The sequence below is a fragment of the Bacillus sp. Marseille-Q3570 genome (assembly GCF_946151055.1).
Classification (GTDB): Bacteria; Bacillota; Bacilli; order Bacillales; family Fictibacillaceae; genus Pseudalkalibacillus.
The window spans coordinates 72,054-90,924 of sequence record NZ_CAMGYZ010000007.1 but is presented as its reverse complement, the minus strand read 5'-3'; the positions used below and the strand labels follow the sequence as shown (position 1 = coordinate 90,924).

17 protein-coding genes are annotated in these 18,871 nt (G+C 43.2%); 7 read left to right on the top strand and 10 right to left on the bottom strand.

Going from position 1 to position 18,871, the window contains the following annotated elements; translation table 11 throughout:
* The first annotated feature begins 77 nt into the window (after positions 1 to 77).
* Complete coding sequence (locus tag N8M93_RS12530; protein ID WP_261132316.1) at positions 78 to 1,166, top strand: citrate synthase/methylcitrate synthase; 1,089 nt, start codon at positions 78 to 80, stop codon at positions 1,164 to 1,166.
* A 342-nt stretch (positions 1,167 to 1,508) separates the two neighbouring features.
* Here the strand turns inward: N8M93_RS12530 and N8M93_RS12525 are convergent, their stop codons facing one another.
* Positions 1,509 to 1,874, bottom strand: coding sequence for a VOC family protein (locus N8M93_RS12525; protein WP_261132315.1), 366 nt, complete (start codon positions 1,872 to 1,874; stop codon positions 1,509 to 1,511).
* Positions 1,875 to 2,023: 149 nt separating this feature from the next.
* On the opposite strand from N8M93_RS12525, the gene N8M93_RS12520 reads away from it, so the two are divergent.
* From N8M93_RS12520 to N8M93_RS12510, 3 genes are all read left to right on the top strand, one after another.
* Complete coding sequence (locus tag N8M93_RS12520) at positions 2,024 to 4,039, top strand: molybdopterin-dependent oxidoreductase (RefSeq protein ID WP_261132313.1); 2,016 nt, start codon at positions 2,024 to 2,026, stop codon at positions 4,037 to 4,039.
* 240 nt (positions 4,040 to 4,279) lie between these two features.
* Entirely contained in the window at positions 4,280 to 4,480 is a 201-nt protein-coding gene (locus N8M93_RS12515) for an alpha/beta-type small acid-soluble spore protein (protein ID WP_261132312.1), read from the top strand.
* A gap of 332 nt (positions 4,481 to 4,812) precedes the next feature.
* Positions 4,813 to 5,073, top strand: coding sequence for a hypothetical protein (locus tag N8M93_RS12510; protein WP_261132311.1), 261 nt, complete (start codon positions 4,813 to 4,815; stop codon positions 5,071 to 5,073).
* Positions 5,074 to 5,224: 151 nt separating this feature from the next.
* Here N8M93_RS12510 and N8M93_RS12505 read toward each other — a convergent pair whose 3' ends face one another.
* The 5 genes from N8M93_RS12505 to N8M93_RS12485 form a co-directional block, all read right to left on the bottom strand.
* Positions 5,225 to 7,093: a PTS fructose transporter subunit IIABC gene (locus tag N8M93_RS12505; protein WP_261132310.1), complete on the bottom strand. Its 1,869-nt coding sequence runs from the start codon at positions 7,091 to 7,093 to the stop codon at positions 5,225 to 5,227.
* Between the two features lies 1 nt (position 7,094).
* On the bottom strand, positions 7,095 to 8,018 hold the full coding sequence (pfkB, locus tag N8M93_RS12500) for a 1-phosphofructokinase (protein WP_261132308.1): 924 nt from the start codon (positions 8,016 to 8,018) through the stop codon (positions 7,095 to 7,097).
* Entirely contained in the window at positions 8,015 to 8,767 is a 753-nt protein-coding gene (locus N8M93_RS12495; RefSeq protein WP_261132307.1) for a DeoR/GlpR family DNA-binding transcription regulator, read from the bottom strand. The genes pfkB and N8M93_RS12495 overlap by 4 nt, the downstream gene beginning before the upstream one ends.
* 422 nt (positions 8,768 to 9,189) lie before the next feature.
* Complete coding sequence (locus N8M93_RS12490; protein ID WP_261132306.1) at positions 9,190 to 9,699, bottom strand: GNAT family N-acetyltransferase; 510 nt, start codon at positions 9,697 to 9,699, stop codon at positions 9,190 to 9,192.
* Positions 9,700 to 9,774: 75 nt separating this feature from the next.
* Positions 9,775 to 10,194 (bottom strand): hypothetical protein, encoded by a 420-nt coding sequence (locus N8M93_RS12485; RefSeq protein ID WP_261132304.1) that lies wholly within the window; start codon positions 10,192 to 10,194, stop codon positions 9,775 to 9,777.
* A gap of 574 nt (positions 10,195 to 10,768) precedes the next feature.
* On the opposite strand from N8M93_RS12485, the gene N8M93_RS12480 reads away from it, so the two are divergent.
* The 3 genes from N8M93_RS12480 to N8M93_RS12470 all read left to right on the top strand — a co-directional run bounded on the left by N8M93_RS12480 (position 10,769) and on the right by N8M93_RS12470 (position 12,821).
* A complete protein-coding gene (locus N8M93_RS12480; RefSeq protein ID WP_261132302.1) occupies positions 10,769 to 11,227 on the top strand; it encodes an SRPBCC family protein in 459 nt (152 codons plus the stop codon).
* 156 nt (positions 11,228 to 11,383) lie between these two features.
* Positions 11,384 to 12,220: an arylamine N-acetyltransferase gene (locus N8M93_RS12475; protein WP_261132300.1), complete on the top strand. Its 837-nt coding sequence runs from the start codon at positions 11,384 to 11,386 to the stop codon at positions 12,218 to 12,220.
* A 40-nt stretch (positions 12,221 to 12,260) separates the two neighbouring features.
* A complete protein-coding gene (locus N8M93_RS12470) occupies positions 12,261 to 12,821 on the top strand; it encodes a lipopolysaccharide assembly protein LapB (RefSeq protein WP_261132299.1) in 561 nt (186 codons plus the stop codon).
* A 71-nt stretch (positions 12,822 to 12,892) separates the two neighbouring features.
* Here N8M93_RS12470 and N8M93_RS12465 read toward each other — a convergent pair whose 3' ends face one another.
* The 4 genes from N8M93_RS12465 to N8M93_RS12450 all read right to left on the bottom strand — a co-directional run bounded on the left by N8M93_RS12465 (position 12,893) and on the right by N8M93_RS12450 (position 18,788).
* Positions 12,893 to 14,344: an amidase gene (locus tag N8M93_RS12465; RefSeq protein ID WP_261132298.1), complete on the bottom strand. Its 1,452-nt coding sequence runs from the start codon at positions 14,342 to 14,344 to the stop codon at positions 12,893 to 12,895.
* 910 nt (positions 14,345 to 15,254) lie between these two features.
* A complete protein-coding gene (locus N8M93_RS12460) occupies positions 15,255 to 16,241 on the bottom strand; it encodes a hypothetical protein (protein WP_261132297.1) in 987 nt (328 codons plus the stop codon).
* 11 nt (positions 16,242 to 16,252) lie between these two features.
* Positions 16,253 to 16,954 carry an RNA polymerase sigma factor gene (locus tag N8M93_RS12455; protein WP_261132295.1) on the bottom strand — a complete coding sequence of 234 codons (702 nt, stop codon included), beginning with the start codon at positions 16,952 to 16,954 and terminating at the stop codon, positions 16,253 to 16,255.
* 136 nt (positions 16,955 to 17,090) lie between these two features.
* Positions 17,091 to 18,788: a DUF2339 domain-containing protein gene (locus N8M93_RS12450; RefSeq protein WP_261132294.1), complete on the bottom strand. Its 1,698-nt coding sequence runs from the start codon at positions 18,786 to 18,788 to the stop codon at positions 17,091 to 17,093.
* Positions 18,789 to 18,871: the final 83 nt, after the last annotated feature.

Genomic DNA, 18,871 nt, shown 5'->3' with positions numbered 1-18,871 from the left:
ATTAATTGTTTATTAGTATTAATCGTATGCTCATTTTACAATAGAATCAAGAAACATTTACCAAAGGAGTGATCTAGATGATCAAAGAAGGTTTGGATGGTATTGTAACAGCTCAATCCACAATCAGCTTAGTGGACGGTGAAAAAGGTTTACTGGTCTATCGGGGCTATTGGGCGGAAGAGATCGCTAAAACGAAATCTTTTGAAGAAACAACCTATCTTTTATGGAATCAACAGCTCCCCACAAACCAACAACTCATTGACTTCAAAGAAAAAATGAAAGCCCAGCGTTCGTTGACTTCTACAGATGAAACAATCTTGAACGCCCTGCCAGAAGATATGGATATGATGAGTGTCATCAGAACGATTTTATCTTCTAAGGGTACGATGGATTTTGGATGGCCATCAACCATAGGGCAAGCCACTCGGATCACCTCTATAATTCCTACCATCATCGCCTATCGGCACCGATCCTTACAAGGACTTGATCCGGTAGAGCCTGATCAGAAACTTGATCATGTAGCCAACTATCTGTACATGTTAGAAGGTGAAGGACCGAAAGAATCCCATGTGAAGGCGCTGACAGCATACCTTATTCTGACGATGGAGCATGGGATGAATGCATCGACCTTTGCAGCGAGGGTCATCTCTTCAACTCAATCCGATCTCGTTTCATCCATAACTGGTGCGATCGGTGCTATGAAAGGTCCCCTTCATGGCGGTGCTCCCTCTGGTGTGATTGATCTCCTCCAAAATATCGGCACAGCCGACCAGGCTGAAAATCATTTGAGACGATTAATAGAGCAAGGTGAAAAATTAATGGGTTTCGGTCATCGTGTATATAAGACCCAGGATCCTCGTGCAAGGGCATTAAAAGCAATCACTTCAGAGCTTGCAGAAGATGACCCATGGTTTGATCTGGCCAATCAGGTAGAAAGGATCGCGATCAAGCTGCTTGAAGAATACAAACCAGGTAGAAAGCTATATACGAATGTAGAATTCTATGCAGCTGCAATATTGAAAGCATTAGCTTTACCGACAGACCTATTCACATCTACTTTTACGATGAGTCGTGTTGTCGGTTGGATTGCAAATGTATTTGAGCAAAATGAAAATAACAGGATCATCCGTCCTTCGTCCCTGTATATCGGACGGATGCCGAAGTGAAAATGATGCAGAAGCCCCTCAAAACTTTTTAGAGGACACCAGAGTCGTTATTTCCCCAAAACACCTTCATTCAAGAATTTAGAGGACACAAGAGTCGTTATTTGTAAAAAAAGGAGCTAAAACTGCTCGGAAATACCCGAGTAACGTACCAGTTGTCTTCTAATTTTTGAGAAAACCACTTTTTGTCACACATAACGGAACAGATGTCCTCTAATTTTTTCGTAGCCCTCTGGCAGATGGAACATCAACTTTGTTTTTTCACTTACCTAAAAATAGCTTTTCAGAATAAAAAGGACCTGAACTTCAATTTTCATCGATGTTTTGGGTCTTCCTACTCTAAAATCATTTCGCCTCGGGATCATCATGCATATATCCGAACAAATATCCATTTACATCATTCGCATAGGCGACATACCCCACACCAGGGATAGGCATTTTCGGAACAACAATTTTTCCGCCTTCCGCTTCTATTTTAGATGAAAACTCATCTACTGATTGTACATGGATTACATTGATGGTACGTGTTTCTCCGTCTGGTGACTTCATCAATCCTCCATCAATACCATCCGATCCTTCTCCTGTTTGGACAAGCCAATATTCATCCGGCCCATCCCATTTTTCCACTTTCCAACCGAAAACGTTTTTGAAAAACGCTGCAGACTTCTCCGGTTCCGCTACCTGAATTTCAAAATGTACGACTCGATTCATTATAAACCCTCCTGTCAAAATTGAGAACATTTGTTCGTTACTATGATTAGACATCTACCTGATAAGTTCCTGCAAGATACTTATATTTTTTTCTGTAAAATGTTAATCTTTATTAAAATCACGTTCACATTAAGAAAGGAGCAACAGCATTGACTACGAAAACATACCATCGCTCCGTCTGTCCATTGGACTGCCCAGATACATGCAGTCTTCTGGTGGAAAAAGAAAATGGCAAAATAACGAAAGTAGATGGAAATCCTGATCACCCTGTTACAAAAGGGACGATCTGTCATAAAGTACGAAAAATGCCTGAACGGACCCATAATCCAGATCGCCTCCTCTATCCGATGAGACGAACGGGGAAAAAGGGTGACTTTTCTTTTGAACGAATTACATGGGACCAGGCGTATGATGAGATGACCACACGTTACAACAAGATCATCGAGAAGCATGGCAGTCAAGCGATCCTTCCATACAGCTTTTTCGGGAATATGGGGATCATCAACAGTGAGGGCATGGATCGACGATTCTTCAACCGCCTGGGAGCTCGTAACCTCGAGCGTACCATCTGCAATACAGCTGGTGCTGAAGGGTATAAAGTCACAATGGGGAAATCGGTTGGAATCGATCCTGAAGAAACGATCCATTCCAAATTGATCATCGTCTGGGGATGCAATTTGATCAGTACAAATCTCCATCAAGTGATCTATGCAAATAAAGCCCGGAAAAATGGTGCTAAGATCGTCGTCATCGATGTGCATCGGAACCGTACTGCAAAATGGGCGGATCACTTTTACCAAATCAAACCTGGTTCAGATGATGCACTCGCACTCGGCATTATGCATCTCCTCATAAAAAACGAATGGATCGACCGCACTTTCATCGACCGGTACACGAGTGGATATGAGGATTTGAAAAAACGCGCAGGGGAATACTTACCTGAGAAGGTTGCTGCGCAGACAGGATTGAAGATAGAGCAATTGCAAGAACTTGCCGAAATGTATGGCACGACTTCACCTTCCTTCTTACGGATCGGGAATGGACTTCAGCATCATAAAAACGGCGGGCGGAGTACAAGGTTGATATCCTGTCTCCCCGCTTTGACTGGTCAATGGGGAAAGATTGGCGGAGGGGCATTGAAAGGGAATGCAGGTTACGCAGAGTGGAATACCTATAAACTGCAACGGCCCGATCTCCATCCCAACCATGCAGGTCCATCGACGAATATGAATCAAATCGGACTAGCACTCCAAAATACAGACGATCCGATCAAAGCCTTATTCGTCTATAACAGCAATCCCGCTCAAGTCGCCCCAAACCAGAAGCTCGTCCGGAAAGGATTGATGAGAGACGATCTATTCACGGTGGTACATGATCTGTTTTTGACAGATAGCTGCCGTTATGCCGATATTGTGCTTCCTGCCACGAGTCATTTTGAGAACCTGGATATATACAAGTCATACTGGCATCTATATATCCAGTTGAATGAACCTGTCATGGCACCTTTAGGAGAATGTAAATCGAATTTCACCCTTTTCAAACAGCTTGCTAAACGGATGGGCTTTGAGGAGGCATGCTTTCAAGATACAGAAGAAGATATGATTCGCGACGCGTTGGACAACAGAGGAAGTCCATACATGGACGGTATCACCTTTGAACAATTGAAAAAGGATGGCTGGGCAAAATTGAAGCTCGATAAAACAACGACCTTTCCTGAAAAGATTCCAACATCGTCTGGAAAAATTGAGCTGACGTCTTCAGTTGATAAACTCCTTGATCAAACGAAACAATCTGAGTACCGATCAAAGCCTTTCCAACTGATTTCTGGGCCGAATCATCAGTTTCTCAATTCAACATTTTCAAACCAGAAAAGTTTACAGGCTCTTGAGAAACCTGTCGTTTATATCCATCCATCAGATGCGGAGTCTCGCAACATTAAAAATAGTGATTTTATTGAATTGTTCAATGATTTAGGATCTGTCAGCCTGCAAGCTGAGGTGACAGAAGATGTTTCAGAGGGTGTTTTGATCACGCAAGGATTATGGTGGGACGATGCAGAAAAAGAACAGTATTCCATCAACTTCCTCACCTCAGATGAACTTTCTGACCTCGGTAAAGGAGCAACCTTTTTCACCTGTTATGTAGATATTAACAGAACATCATAAAAAGCTGTTTTCAAAGGGTTTAAGATTGCCCTGGAAAGTGCGCACATTTCACAAACTAAATGACAATATTCTATGCGAATACAGCTTTTTGTAAATAATATCTATCTATAAAATATCAATAATAAAATAAATTACCATAAATTCCCTCGAATGGTTTTCCTATTTTCTCAAATACTTAGATTGAAAGGTACATAATTACCTTTTCTCAATCTAGAACGACAATTGAAGGAGGCTATTCAAATGGCACAGCAAGGAAACAATAACCAATTGGTAGTTCAAGGTGCAAGAGCAGCAATCGACGCTATGAAAAGCGAAATTGCTGGAGAGTTCGGTGTACAACTTGGGCCAGACACTACTTCTCGTGCTAACGGTTCTGTTGGTGGAGAAATCACTAAGCGTCTTGTACAAATGGCTCAACAACAAATGGGCGGAAGATACTAATCAACCCCGGGAAGAGCATCCAGCTTCATGCTGGATGCTTTTTATTTGGGCTCTTATCTAAAAGATAGTTGCTTTTGAGTCATTTTTAAAAACTCACCTTGTGTAAGTTGATTGGAGAGCAAGGTGTTTCGAGACTTCTCGAAGATAAAATTTGCATTTTCTTCGTGCGATGTAACGCTGCCGAAGCTTTCCTTAGCTTTAGTTGACCTCTACGAAACTAAACTTAGCAAATCCAAACATTAACGCAGTCTGTTTTTTAGATACGTCTTATATTACTCTGTAAATTCACACCATCATAGTAAACATTATTTTAATTGTACAGGAGGTACCCAATGAAAGCGGTCAAACGGGAATACAATGAGTTCAGTCGTTCAATTGACAGGATGTCAGAAGGACTAGATGCCATCATCGAACTTTTTAACGATATTGAAGAGGATAAACCGATCATCCGCCTGGATGATCGGGTCCTTTCCGATTTGGAAGACGCCAAAGAAAAATACGGAGAGGAATTCATCAACAAAAAAATGAACAACTTGATCAGAGAAGCATTATCCTGGCTTGCTGCAGAAGAAACAGATGAAGAAGAGGAATAGGAAATTCATAGGTTATCTTATACCGGCTTTGTCCAGATAGAGAAAACTTGACCAAGCCCTAGTTGCCCTTATATTGAAGAAAGTATGTATACTTTCTTCAAATGTAAAAAGGTGATCCCCTTACATAGGATCACCTCATCAAAATGGTTTGTTATACAGTTTTTGATTTTTTCAGTATGCCAGTCAAGAAGGCTGTTAGCAGCGCTCCTGCTAGAATCGCGATGATATAAAGTATAGCATTCTCTACGGTCAAGATGACGAACAGTCCTCCATGTGGTGCTGGTGTTGCGTTTCCGAAAAGCATCGCGAGGCCCCCAGCTAAGGCTGAACCAACAACCGAAGCTGAAATCACCCGCACAGGATCCGCAGCTGCAAATGGAATCGCAGCTTCTGTAATGAATGAAGCTCCGAGTATATATGCCGTTTTCCCTGCTTCACGTTCTTGTTTGTTGAAGCGGCTTTTGAAAATTGTGGTCGCAATCGCCATCCCGAGCGGCGGAACCATCCCACCTGCCATGATTGCAGCCATCGGTCCATACGTCCCAGCTTCAACAAGTGCAATTCCAAACGTGTAGGCAGCCTTATTGATCGGACCTCCCATATCAATCGCCATCATACCACCGATTATGATGCCCAGTAGGACGGCATTTCCTGTGCCTAAACTGCTGAGTGCATCCTTCAACCATTCATTGAACCCGCCAAGCGGTCCAATTATTAAGTTCATCACTACTCCTGTGATCAAAATACCGAATAACGGGTACAGCAAAACCGGCTTCAATCCTTCAAGGGATTGAGGTAGGTTATGGAACATCTTTTTCAATAATACCACTGCATAACCCGCAAGGAATCCGGCAATCAATCCACCGAGGAAACCCGCACCGCCATTGGCTGCCATCAGTCCACCGACAAGACCAGGAGCTAAGCCGGGACGATCGGCAATACTCATTGCAATGAATCCAGAAAGGACCGGAACCAGCAGGAAGAATGCATTATCCCCTCCTATTGTCATGAACAATTTTGCGATAGGATTGTTTCCGTCAATATCAATCAGGAAAGATAATGCGATCAAAATTCCGCCACCGACAACAAGTGGAAGCATGTTTGAAACGCCGTTCATCAAGTGCTTGTAAAAACCGCTTCTCCCTTCAGATCTTTCAGAATCATTCGCTTCTCGGCTTGAAGAAGAATCTCCTTGATAAATGGATGCATCACCTTCTGCAGCTTTTTTCAACAAGCGTTCCGGTTCACGGATTCCATCAGTTACAGGTGCTTGAACGAGTGGCTTTCCTACAAATGGTGCAAGATCGACCTTCGTACTTGCAGCAACAATGACGCCATCCGCTTCTGCGATATCTTGTTTCGTCAGTTCGTTCTTCACCCCGCCGGAACCGTTCGTCTGGACTTTGATGTCATAACCGAGTTCTTTTGCTTTGGCTTTCAAGTTATCAGCGGCCATGAAGGTGTGGGCGATTCCGGTTGGACAACCGGTTACAGCAACAACCTTCTTGCGGGAGAGTGTCTCATCGACAGAAACTTTGTTTTCCTCTTCTTCCGTATCCGCATCCCCTTCACTTTGCTCTTTTTCCTTGAACGCGTTGAAGACATCCTCTTCTTTTCCAGCCTTTAGCAAAGTTTCCTTGAACCCGGGTTCCATCAGGTAACTCGATAATTTTGACAAGGCATTCAAATGTTCATTATTTGCCCCCTCAGGAACCGCAATCATAAAGAACAGATGACTAGGTTGGCCATCAAGTGCTTCATAATCGAGACCAGCATCTGAACGGCCGAAGACGATACACGGCTCGTTTACTGCACTGCTTTTTGCATGTGGGATCGCTATCCCTTCGCCAATACCGGTCGTGCTCTCCATTTCCCTTTTTAAAATCGCTTCCTTGAATGTGTTCAGATCTGAGATTTTCCCTGCTTGATGAAGTGCACTAGACAGTTCATCAATCACGTCGTTTTTATTTTCAGCTTCAAGTTTCAGCAATACTTTCGATAGCAAATCAGAAATAGCCATTTCATTCTCCTCCTTTTTCGAATTCCCGGACTTGAATCGTTTTAAAAAGCTCTTCAACTTCGTTTTTCGTACAAAATTCCATCGAAAAGGCCGATGCACTTCCAGCTGCCACGCCATACTGGAAGGCTTCAATGATATTCGTGCTCTGCAGATAATTAGCTACAAACCCTGCAACTACTGAATCACCTGCACCAACGGAATTCACCACATTCCCTTTAGGCACACTGCACAGATAGCTTCCATCCGTTGTAACGAGCAGAGCGCCATCTCCAGCCATTGAAACAAGGACATTCTCTGCTCCTGTATCAACAAGTTTTCTGGCATATTTCTCAGCGTCTTCATTGTTATCGATTTCGACATTGAATAAATCAGCGAGCTCATGATGATTTGGTTTGATCAGGAATGGCTTCGCTAAAATTGCCTGATTCAACGGGACACCTTTCGTATCGACAATCACCTTTGCCCCGTCTGGAAGCAGTTCGATCAGCTCCCTGTAAAATGAAGGCTCAAGTTTCTCAGGGAGGCTTCCTGCGATTACGATGACATCGGCCTGAGTAATCGACTTGAACTTATTTTTAAGCAGATCCAGGTGTTCGGGTCTTATCTCTGGTGATGGTCCATTGATTTCTGTCTCTACTCCCGATTTGATTTTCACATTGATCCGTGTGTTTCCATCAACCTGGACAAAATCCGTTTGGACCTTTTCCTGCTCCAGAGCTGACTTGATGAAATCGCCAGTAAATCCACCTGTAAAACCAAGAGCACAGGATGATTGATCAAGCCGCTTAAGAACCCTTGAAACGTTGATTCCTTTTCCACCGGCGAAGGTAGCGGTATCATCGCTTCTGTTGACTTTGCCCAACTCTATATCTTCAAGTCCTACGATATAGTCCAACGAAGGATTGAGTGTCACTGTATAAATCATTTTTTCACCACTTTTACCGTTGTTGTATTTTGAAATTCTTGTAAAATTGCATTGTCATGTTGATTAGTGATGATAGCTGCAGCTTTAGTGTCTGCAACTTTCGAAAAAGATACCTCCTGGAATTTCGAGTCATCTACAACTACATGAGGCTGTTTAGAAAGTTCCAGAGCAAGCCGTTTGATACGAGCCTCCTCTGGGTCCGGTGTCGTGAACCCGTGTTTGGAGTGGATGCCATTCATACCGATGAAGCATTTATCGTACCTGAAAGCCTTGAGCGTATCTTCTGCCTGTCCGCCGATCAGGGCTCCGGTTTTCGACTTCACACGGCCTCCGGTCAGATGTACTTCTAAACCGATTTCGATAAGCGGATCAACAAAATGAAACGCATTCGTCACCACGACCACGTTTTTATTTTCAAGATGCGTCAAGATTTGTTTCGTTGTCGTTCCCGCATCGATGAAAATACAATCTCCATTTTCAACAATGTCCGCTGCCGCTTTTCCGATAAGGGCTTTTGCTGATTCATTGAGCGTTTGCTTTTCCGCCAATTGTGGTTCATATCGATGGTTATGGATATTTGAAGCACCACCATGAACGCGTTTCAGCTTCTCATCCTGCTCCAGTCTTTCAAGATCGCGACGGATTGTTGAAATAGACGCACCAGTATGTTCACTAAGTTCATGTATGGATGCTGTCTTTTGTTTTTTCAATAAGGCTAAAATGATTTCATGCCGTTTCGTTGTAAGCACTTTCACACCACCTTTAGTTTTAAAGATAAATCATTTTCAATCATATTTCAATCACTTTCGATCAATTTCATTCATAAACTTTCATTCTTTCTTTTGGAAAGATGTTTTGTTCTAGATTTAGGTTGCGCAAATTCAGGTCCGTAATCCAACACGTAAACCAGGTCGATTCCTGTCGTCCGACCGATAAACTGCTGTTTGTTTTTGGCCGTAAAACCGCTCACTCCGACCGTAAGAGACCACTAAAAAAAGCCCTCTTAAGGGGCTTTCGATCGATTCATTTTTCAACTTGGTTCACATTCATTCGTTTCCATGAAGTATCCGCATTCAGGGCATGTTTTTTTCAGTTCCAACTCGATGGAATATTCGATTCGCTGGCATTCCTCACAGATATATTCAAACATCCCCCACACCTCCCATTTTTCCTAGAACCTGTTTCTCTTGATCGACCAATAATAAAATTCATCATCTTCAGCTACTTGTTTCATACCGATTTTTTCTAGCACCCTTATTGATGGCCTATTCGTTTTGAGACAATCCGCTTTCACTTGGGTCACTTTTTGTTCCAGAAATAGCCAGCGGATGAGACCGGTCGCCATTTCCGTAGCAAAGCCCTGTCCTTGTTTTTCAGGAACAATGCTGTATCCGATGTCGACTGTCCCTTCGGCATCAGGACCACCTTTACAGCCCATATCTCCTACGATGATCTCAGTCTCTTTTTCAATAATCAGTCCGCTCCAAACCGCTTTCGATGGATTTTCCCTCAACTCTTCTAATTTCAAAGGTAAAATCTCTGCATAATCCTTCATCGGCCAATCTTCATGTGCTTTGATTCCAAAGTGTGGCTTCAATTTGGTTTTATCTGTAACGATCGTGTTTACAAGCTCCAACTTAAAATCTATCATACGTAGCCGTTCTGTTTCGATATTCGGCATATTGGGCCCTTCCCCTTCAGACTGTCAGATACTTTTATTATACTGGTTCCTGTATAATTTTGGATACTTCAATTTTCACTTGTATCTGAATTTGATAGGGGTGGTTAACAATCTACGATATTGCTTTCGTTTCTTCAATAGATCGCTGCTTTGGATGAAGAGCATTGAAAAAGCATTCCATAGGAAAACCCATCCTCCCACTGTCAGTCCTTGAAGGATGATATGATCAACCATTTCGGACTCCATCGTATTTTTAAAATATAAGGACGCAGCTGTGAAAAGGACGGAAATCAAGACGTACAATAGTGTTTTCCTCCATCGCTCCTCCAACTTCTTTTTCATGATGTGATAGTTATAATCAAAATAATTGCGGATCCCCTGAACGATGGTCTTTTCCAGACTTGGCTCTTTCTGTTCATCTTCAATATTAAACCTTAAGACGACGTTATTATTGAGAGCGATGTCTTGTGAACAATCCTCCAAAAACGACTTCAAGCTAGAATCCAAATCACGTAAATTATAAACAGAGGAGTCCCAGTTATTGAAAATATCATCATGATTGCAATCTCGATAAAATAATCCCCGGTCTCAGGATCGATGGTATAAAATTGATCAAGGTTTTTGTTTTCAAGATGCTCTCCCCTTTGCTAATCCTGTTTTCCCTTAAATCTTAATCATTAAAAATGTCTCTTTTCTAAAGATTGTTTCTTTTGAGTTGTTTTTAATAAATCACCTTGTGCAAGTTGATTGGAGAGCAAGGTGCGAGACTCCTGCGGGACCAGCGTGCCTACTACCTGAATAATCTCCTCGCAAGGCATGCGACGAGGAAGCTTGCTTCGACAGGACTTTCTTGTAGACGCAGGAGCACAAATGCTTCCTTGAAAAGGGTAGCAAGGCGACGAGTGGGCTCACCGCACGCCCCGCGGAAAGCGAGCATCCTGGAGCGGAAATCAACGACTTTCAAGAGCAACATAGTTTTGGAAAACTGCCTTAAAAATAGATAGACAATAGAGGATTCATTCCATTATTGTAGAAATAGACTGAAAAGGGAAAAAAGGGAGGGTTCATTTTGAGCGATTTCACATATACAATAGACATCCATGCGCCAAAAGAAATAGTATTCGACTGTATCAGTGACAATGAAAAACAAAAGATTTGGATGGAAGGGTTGCAGGAAACCTATTATGCAGGTGAGTATGATCCTGAAAATCCCGTAGGCACAAAGTTCAAACAGAAAATTAAAGAAGGCGGGCGAGTGGTTGAATATGATGGTGAAGTGATTGCTTATGACCGTCCTGATCTGATCGCTGTCAAAATCGGTAATCAGAGTTTTTCGGTGAGTGCTTATTACGAATTGTCTGATACCACACAAGGGACACGTCTGGATTATCGGGCGGAAATGGGTACAGCCAATACATTCACCAAAATCATGGGATTCTTGTTCGGTTGGTTGACAAAGCGCATTCTTCATAAACAAATGGCGAATTTGAAAGAGCTTGCCGAATCGGAAGCGAAGGTAACGGTGTAGAACTGTTGATCTCTCAACAGTCTTTTTTCTCATTTAAAGAAAGTATAAAATACTTTCTTCAATTTAAGTGTAACTATGGCTCAGCCTTCGCCCATGGCTTGGCTTTGCCAGGTTTTCTTTATTAACATCAAGATCATACACATAAAGGAGGTTGTCGTGAAAACGTCTCAACATCCCCTTTCAATAGGAACGGCAAGAAAATACTTGGACATTTTAAGGGTAAAAGAAGCTTCTCAAAAAGATTTACATTATTTACGGACATTGATCTGGGCTCATTTACATACGATTCCCTATGAAAATTTCAGTAAGTATCACTACGTCCAGAATGGTGTAAGTATGCGGTACATATATGACACTGAAGCATTCGTCGATTGCTGTGCCAATATGAGGTGGGGAGGGACTTGCTATCCATTGAACATCCATTTTGCAAAACTTCTCAACACAATCGGATACAAGGCTTCCCTCGTCCGCATCCGCGCCGGACATGTGGCGATCATGGTACACTTCGAACAGGAGCAATATTATGTCGATGTCGGCTATGGTGCCCCACTCTTCTCCCCAGTCCAGTTGCCTGAAGAAGGACAATTAAGGATCAAGAAACTTGGAGAAGAAATTTTCATAAAGAAGATCTCCCCATCCCTTTATGAAATTGACAGACATGCTGACGGGAAATCATTCGTAAAAAAAGAAATTGACTGGGCCCCTCTTTCCCTCGAGGATTTCAAAACAGATATCGAGCATTCCCATTTGGATGAATCCGATAATATCGTGATGAGGAGATTGAGCGCCACCATCTTCAAACCGAGGTATTGCTATTATTTGAACAATGAAACCATCACCAGAAAGAATGAATACACGAAAGAAGTATCGAAATTCACCGATCGTAAAAACTGGGCAGCGAATGTGTATCAGGTATTCGGTATTGAAGAGGAGGCTTCATTAGGTGCAGCAGCCTTTTTAGAAAAACGAGGTGTGGAACTTTTCAAAGATTGAAACGACGTCCATGAAGATACGGACGAAGGGAGAACGTCAGATGGACAACAATAGCATACCTTTTAACATGGAATTCACATTTGATAAGGATTTACGAGAAAAACCGGTGGATTTCGAGGATATGAAAAGCGGCGTGCGCCATATGATTGAACAGCTTGACTCGTTTGAAGACCGTGAGGCGGAGGCGAAACTTTATGGGGAAATAGGGGTATACTCGCGGATCATCGGTGAACTTGATGATAGTGAACGGTTTTTACAATCGGCTATCGATCTTCATACCGTCAAAGAAAACCTATCAGCGGTATTCATCAACCAATTGAGACTTGCTCATACATATCAATGGCAGAAGGAATTCAACAAAGCGAACAAACTCTTCAATGAATTGATAAAAAAGGTACACGATCATGCGCGGTATGAACCTTACAAAGACTTTTTGTATCAACACTATGGCAAATGTAAATATGATGAGGGTGAATTTGAAGCTGCCTATTCCCTCTTTCAAGTAGCACTGAAGATCCGCAAAGAAAAAGGAGACTACAGTCTTGTCAGATCAACTGAAGTCTCCATCAACCGATGCAAAGAGATTTTGATGTTACCTTGACCCGAAACGGAAACTGACCTGAGATTGTATGGTACTCCATTGAGAGCGGTACAAAAATAGGGTCAGTTTTTTCATGCCAGATTAGCAGCAGCCTCTTCACTTGTCACAGCATCGTGTTTGTCACAACGTACATAACCTCGATAACGTTGTTCAAGCAACTCACCAAATTCAAATAGTGCTGCCTCGTTTCCAACACAACTCATCACCTGTACCGAAATCGGCAAGCCCTTCGAACTTTCACCGACCGGTACAATCAATGATGGCAAACCCCACGTATTCCCATAGGCGATGAAAGGCATATAGCGCAGGAACGTTTTTTGGAACGAGAAAAGTTCCTTGTACAATTGTCCATGAATTGGAGCTGGCGAATGATAAACCGGCATCACGATCAAGCGGCGATCAAGATATCTCCGGAGCCTGTCATCACCTTTTTTCAAGAGCTCCCGCAGTGTATTCAACCGTCTGCCCGATGGTTTGAACATGCGTGCTCCGATCATCGCCCAGGATAAATAAGAATGGATATCCGAGCGCGTGTACTTCGATTTCAAAAACTCCCTATACAGACTCGGTTGTCTTTCATTCACCATCAAATGTTTCCGTAAAGCTTTCGCCCCATCCATCGACATAAGCTGCTGCCAAATGAGTGCAGATTCTTCAAATAAAGGAGGTTCATCCACCTGCATTGCAAAATCCTGTTCGAACTCATCTTTTATGGAACGGATGAGCCTGCCAGTTTCAACACCTAAAGGGCATGTGTAGAACTGTGGTATGACAACCTGAAAAGAACTTAAATCTGTTGAGGTTGGTTGGCGGGTTGAGATGATATCGTTGACAAGCCGGGTGTCGCGTACGCTTTTCGCCATCGCTCCGATACCCAACATCCGCTTTTGCTCTTCAAACTCCACATAAGGGTAATTGCCCTGTTGAGAAACCTGATCGTTCCCAGATTTGAAACCGACCACACCATTGAAGTGGCAAGGAAACCTGAGCGAACCGCCGATGTCAGCCCCAAGCCCGACAGCTGCTCCACCTGCTCCTATCAATGCGCCTTCTCCTCCACTCGATCCGCCAGCCGTCGCTCCTAAATCCCACGGGTTATTCGTCCGGCCATATAATGGATTATCAGTCTCCTGGTAAAAACATAGCGAAGGTATATTTGTTTTGCCGAGAATGATCGCACCTTCTGCTTTTAAAAGACGGACAACTTCAGCATCCTCATCAGCTGCCCAGTCTTTGCGATGTACCAGGCCGCCTGTCGTTTTCATTCCTTCCACATTGAAGGATTCCTTGATGCTGATCGGAACGCCGAACAGTCTTCCTTTCGCATGTCCATCCTTCAAAAGGAGATCTGCTTGTTGTGCTTCTTTCCGCGCTGTTTCAAACCGTTCCTCTGTCAGGCAATTCAACTTTGGATTTATCGCTTGCAGATGCTTGATATATGTTTCCACAGCCTGTTCAGAGGTCATGTTCCCGTCCTTGATTCCAACGGCTATTTCCGACGCATCCATATCCAAGATTGACATAGAAACCCCACCCTTTTCCGCCATAATGGCTATATTTCAGAAGAAAAATAATTTGCAAAGCCTAGCAGTAGCGAAGCCTGAGCCATTCATTAGTGCAAAAAGAAGGTTGTTTTCGCAAACGTTGTTGTTCTTGCACTTGAAGAAAGTATAAAATACTTTTCTTCAGTATAAGGGCAACTAAGGCTCGACCTACAAAAGGCTTGGTCTCGCCAAGTTTTCATTAAAAGTCGTTGATTTCCGCTCCAGGATGCTCGCTCAGCGGGGCGTGCGGTGAGCCCACTCGTCGCCTTGCTACCTCAGAAGCATTTGTACTCCTGCGTCTACAAGAAAGTCCTGTCGATTCGAGCTTCCTCGTCGCATGCCTTGTGAGGAGATTATTCAGGTAGTAGGCACGCTGATCCCGCAGGACAAGGAAAGCTTCGGCAACGTTACATCGCACGAAGAAAATGCGAATTTTATTTTCGAGGAGTCTCGCACCTTGCTCTCCAATCAACTTGCACAAGGTGTTTTTTTAAAAATGACTCAAAAGCAACAATTCTTTAGAAAAGAGCCAAAAAGAAACATCATGATGTGAGATTCCGATTTAAGGTGAATATTGTAAATCATTCCATTATGGATATATACGTGAAGAATAGGAAACATTCCTCCATTCCAGATGAAAAAAAATGGTGATTGTAGGAATGTTCGGCCTGCTGTTGGGAGAATCAGTGCTCTTTTTTCAGAGAATTGGGTTCAGTGTCGAGGAGAATCTGTTCACTTCTGGGGGGGATTCTGTTCCCTTTCCGATTAATTTGGTCACTCTAGAAATTTTCAACATTGGAGTGACCGTATGAAGCGTTCATAAAACATTTTCATCTCAGTGAAAGTCTGATAAAAAAGAGCGGGGACCTCTCCCCACTCTGAACATGGTCTATCTTTCCAGTTCGGCGTACATTTTCTGCAGTGCTTCAATACCCAACTCCTCAGACTCCTTCGCTTTTTCCAATAGTCCAATCGCACGTTCGCGGTTTGCTGGATCATTCGGCTCCCCACCTTCTGGGAACGGGAATATGTTTCGGAATTCCAAAAGCAGTTGAGCCACGTCCTCATAGTGGTCACTAGCTATACCAGCATACGAAACCACAGAATCATTCTCATCCTGCCACTCTGAACGAACATCGCTAAGAAACTTCGCAGCGAACCGTCTCGCATCATACAATACAGCGATAGTATAGGCGTTCCCGAATGGATGAACCTTTTCTTTTTCAAAAGCTTTCACCCACGCATCGTATCCTTGCAAGCCGTTTCGAAACTTCATAGGCACCGGACAGCCTTCTTCCTTCTCCAAGGCATGAGCAAGGATGATGTCTAGTGCACCTTTTAATCGTTCCACCTTACTGACTTCAAAATAATCCGTAATCGTCATGATGAAGAGTTCCTTCAATTCACCATTCCCCAGCTTCTCATAAGCGATTGGACCGTCCTTTCCTGTGCCGTCCCGGGCATGAAACTCCCTTTTATCATCATCATACCCGTAAATGATCCCGAACTCTGGAAGGAATAGATCCCATGCAATCACGGGCTGTTCTTTATCAATGCTCTCTTGAATCTTGCTTATGGCAAGTGTCAATTCGTCAGGAGTCGGTGGTGTGAAATCTGAAGTACCATAGCTTACGAACCGCACTCCGATGTTCCCCAGAGCTTTTTTGTTATACGCATCCCAATCAAATGCTGTGGGTCCCGCCACGTCTACCTTTTCCTCATTGACGTTCAACCGGAATGCATAGCCGGTATATCCCATCAACTCCACTAATGAAAGTTTCGTTTTCGATCTAGTGGCTCGATGAATTGCAAATGCCATCGTCGTCCATGTCCCTTCATAGCTTTCACATGCTAGGTTTGCTACTGTACTATCCATACAAACACCCCTCATTGATTTTCAAGATCAAGCACTTTCCTTCTCGGCTTTCCCAGTTCACGTCTCAGTTGGATGTGCTCGTCGATCCGGACACGAATCCGTTCACTGCGGAGCTTCCGTCTGGAGCGTGATAAATGGTTATAGACGTTGCTCGTTGTCGTTTCATACATTGCAGCAATCTCTTGTGGTGACAGCTCTTTGAAAAAGAAAGCGATGAATATATTCCGCTCAGTGGAAGATAAACAGTGGAGCATCTCTTGAATCCCTTCAAGTGTCACCTTTTTAATCAGTCTCTTTTCAGGATCGATTTCATTATTGGTTTCAAGTCGAAGAGAAAGATGGCTGAGAATCGAATCGAAACAATCAATCTCCGTTTCTTTAAACATACTAGAGACAGGCTGTTCTCTTCGATAAGGTCCTCCTCTTCTCAGTTTCATATAAGCTTGATTACGTACGATCCTATGGAGCCATGCTTCAAACTTTGCAGGATCCAACAGGTTTCCTAGTTTTAAGAAAGCGTGAATCAAAGCTTCTTGTACGATCTCATCTGCCAGGTCATGCTTTCTACTAGCGGAAATTGCATATCCATACGCACTTGCCCGGTGTCGTCTTACTAGTTCACCAAATGCTTCTTCATCGCCAAGCTGAGCTCGCTCCACCAACTGCTGATCTGAAACGTCCCTCTCTACAACGTCAATCTCCTCCAAAACCATATGCTCACATCCCCAAACTGTGTTCGTGTCTCACTATATAGATGCCAATGCCTGCTCATATCTATCAATCTTTATAAAATTTCTTCTAGAACTTGAAAAATCCCCCCGACATGGAGAACGAGGGGAACGAACTTTTTCAGACTGACTCGTTTTTGTCTTTCGTATAGAAGAAGCGTGAAACGACAACTCCTGTGGCCCCGACAATCATGAAGAGGATTGCACGGACGATGATCGAAACATTCGGTAAGTCGATGAAAATCAATTTTCCTAAAGATAAAAAGATGAGGATGATACCGACGATCCGGACCGCCTGGTTGTCCCGGATCACCCCATACACGATTCCGCAAACCGCATAGATGATCCAACAGAGGGTCATCGTCAGATATTGAGTGTTCACCGATTCATATTTTGTGAAAACATAGCTTAATTGACTGATATACGCAAGAAGTGCGACTGCTGTTGTCCCGAATAACAGTCTTCGAGATTCTCTCGGTATGATTTCCCTATCCTTCTTTGCCAGGTACGTCAGCAACCACAATGTTGCAATCAGTACAGTCCAGCTGTACATCGGTGCTGAATTCACTTCTTCAATCTGTACAGTGATCGTATGCAAAAGGCCGATGATATACACAAAAGCACCGCTCCAAAGCTGCACCTTGAGCTTATTGATCAAACCGATATAGATCGCTGCTGTGCCCTGGAGCAACAAGATGATTGCCAGTTCACGCCCTGTAAAGACCTCCATGAAATAAAACAACATACTCAGCAGCAAAATCGGAAAAATCACTGTACTGGTGTGGATAAGCTTTTTAAAATGGACATATCCGTAGACAATGAGATATACGATTGCGATTCCGAGCAAGATCGTTGGCCAATTGTTGCGGTCGAAGCCTTGATACATGAAACCAAGACTTGCTAGAAAGCTGATGAACAAGACAGACTGCTGAACTTTCGGATACGCTTTATAAGTTAAAAATACACCTAGTAAAGCAAGATGCTGCAAAAACATGCCGTAGCTTAAAATTCCAAGATCTCCTTTAGCAACCGGGTAATTCGGTAAGATTGCAAACACCAGATAAAGCATAAGGACGACTGGTAAAAGGACCATTGCGACGACGTGAAGTTTGGAATACTTTGTCCATAATGCGAATCCTAGCATGATGATGGAGAAAATCGTCTCATAACTTACAAAAAACCACGTATTGGATGTATTGCTGTCCAATAAGAACGGAATGAAACAACCACCGAAAGTCGCAAGTACGGCAAGCACCTCTGACCGATGACGGATTGCGAAATAGATGCCCAGTCCGATCCAAATAAGGTTCATGCAGAATGCAGCCGACAGTCCGATGAATCCATACAGGACATGAGTAGCAAACGTTGTTACCACGAGGACTGTTACCGATCCACCTAAAAGCACCTGTCCCAGTGCATTTCGTCCTTTTCTGATCTGCAGCTCCCCAATCAGGATCAGAGCGACTCCTGCTACAAATCCGAGGATACAACGCACCAACTCATTGATGATTCCTACTTCCGAAGCAGCCTTGAATCCCCAGATGACCCCTAACAATAAGACAAAAATAAAAATCCTCGGCAACCAAATTTGACCGATGACCCGCTCCCAATCCATCGGTTCTTTCTGAGGCTCCCATGGAGGAATATCATCCATAGACTTACGAGTATCCTCTTCAGGTACTTCTCGTTTTTGCACAGGTGGAACGGCTTTCATCTGGTCCATCCTTTTATGTGGCTCAGCTTTTTGTATCTCACTTAATTGATGCTCAAGTTTTTTGACACGCTCTTCCAACTCTCTTATTCGTTGTTCTTCTGACATATATTCACCTTCAATCAAAAAATCTGTTGCTGCTTCTGCTCACCTCTACTTCCACAAATTGTATGGTAGCTCCTCTTTTTTTA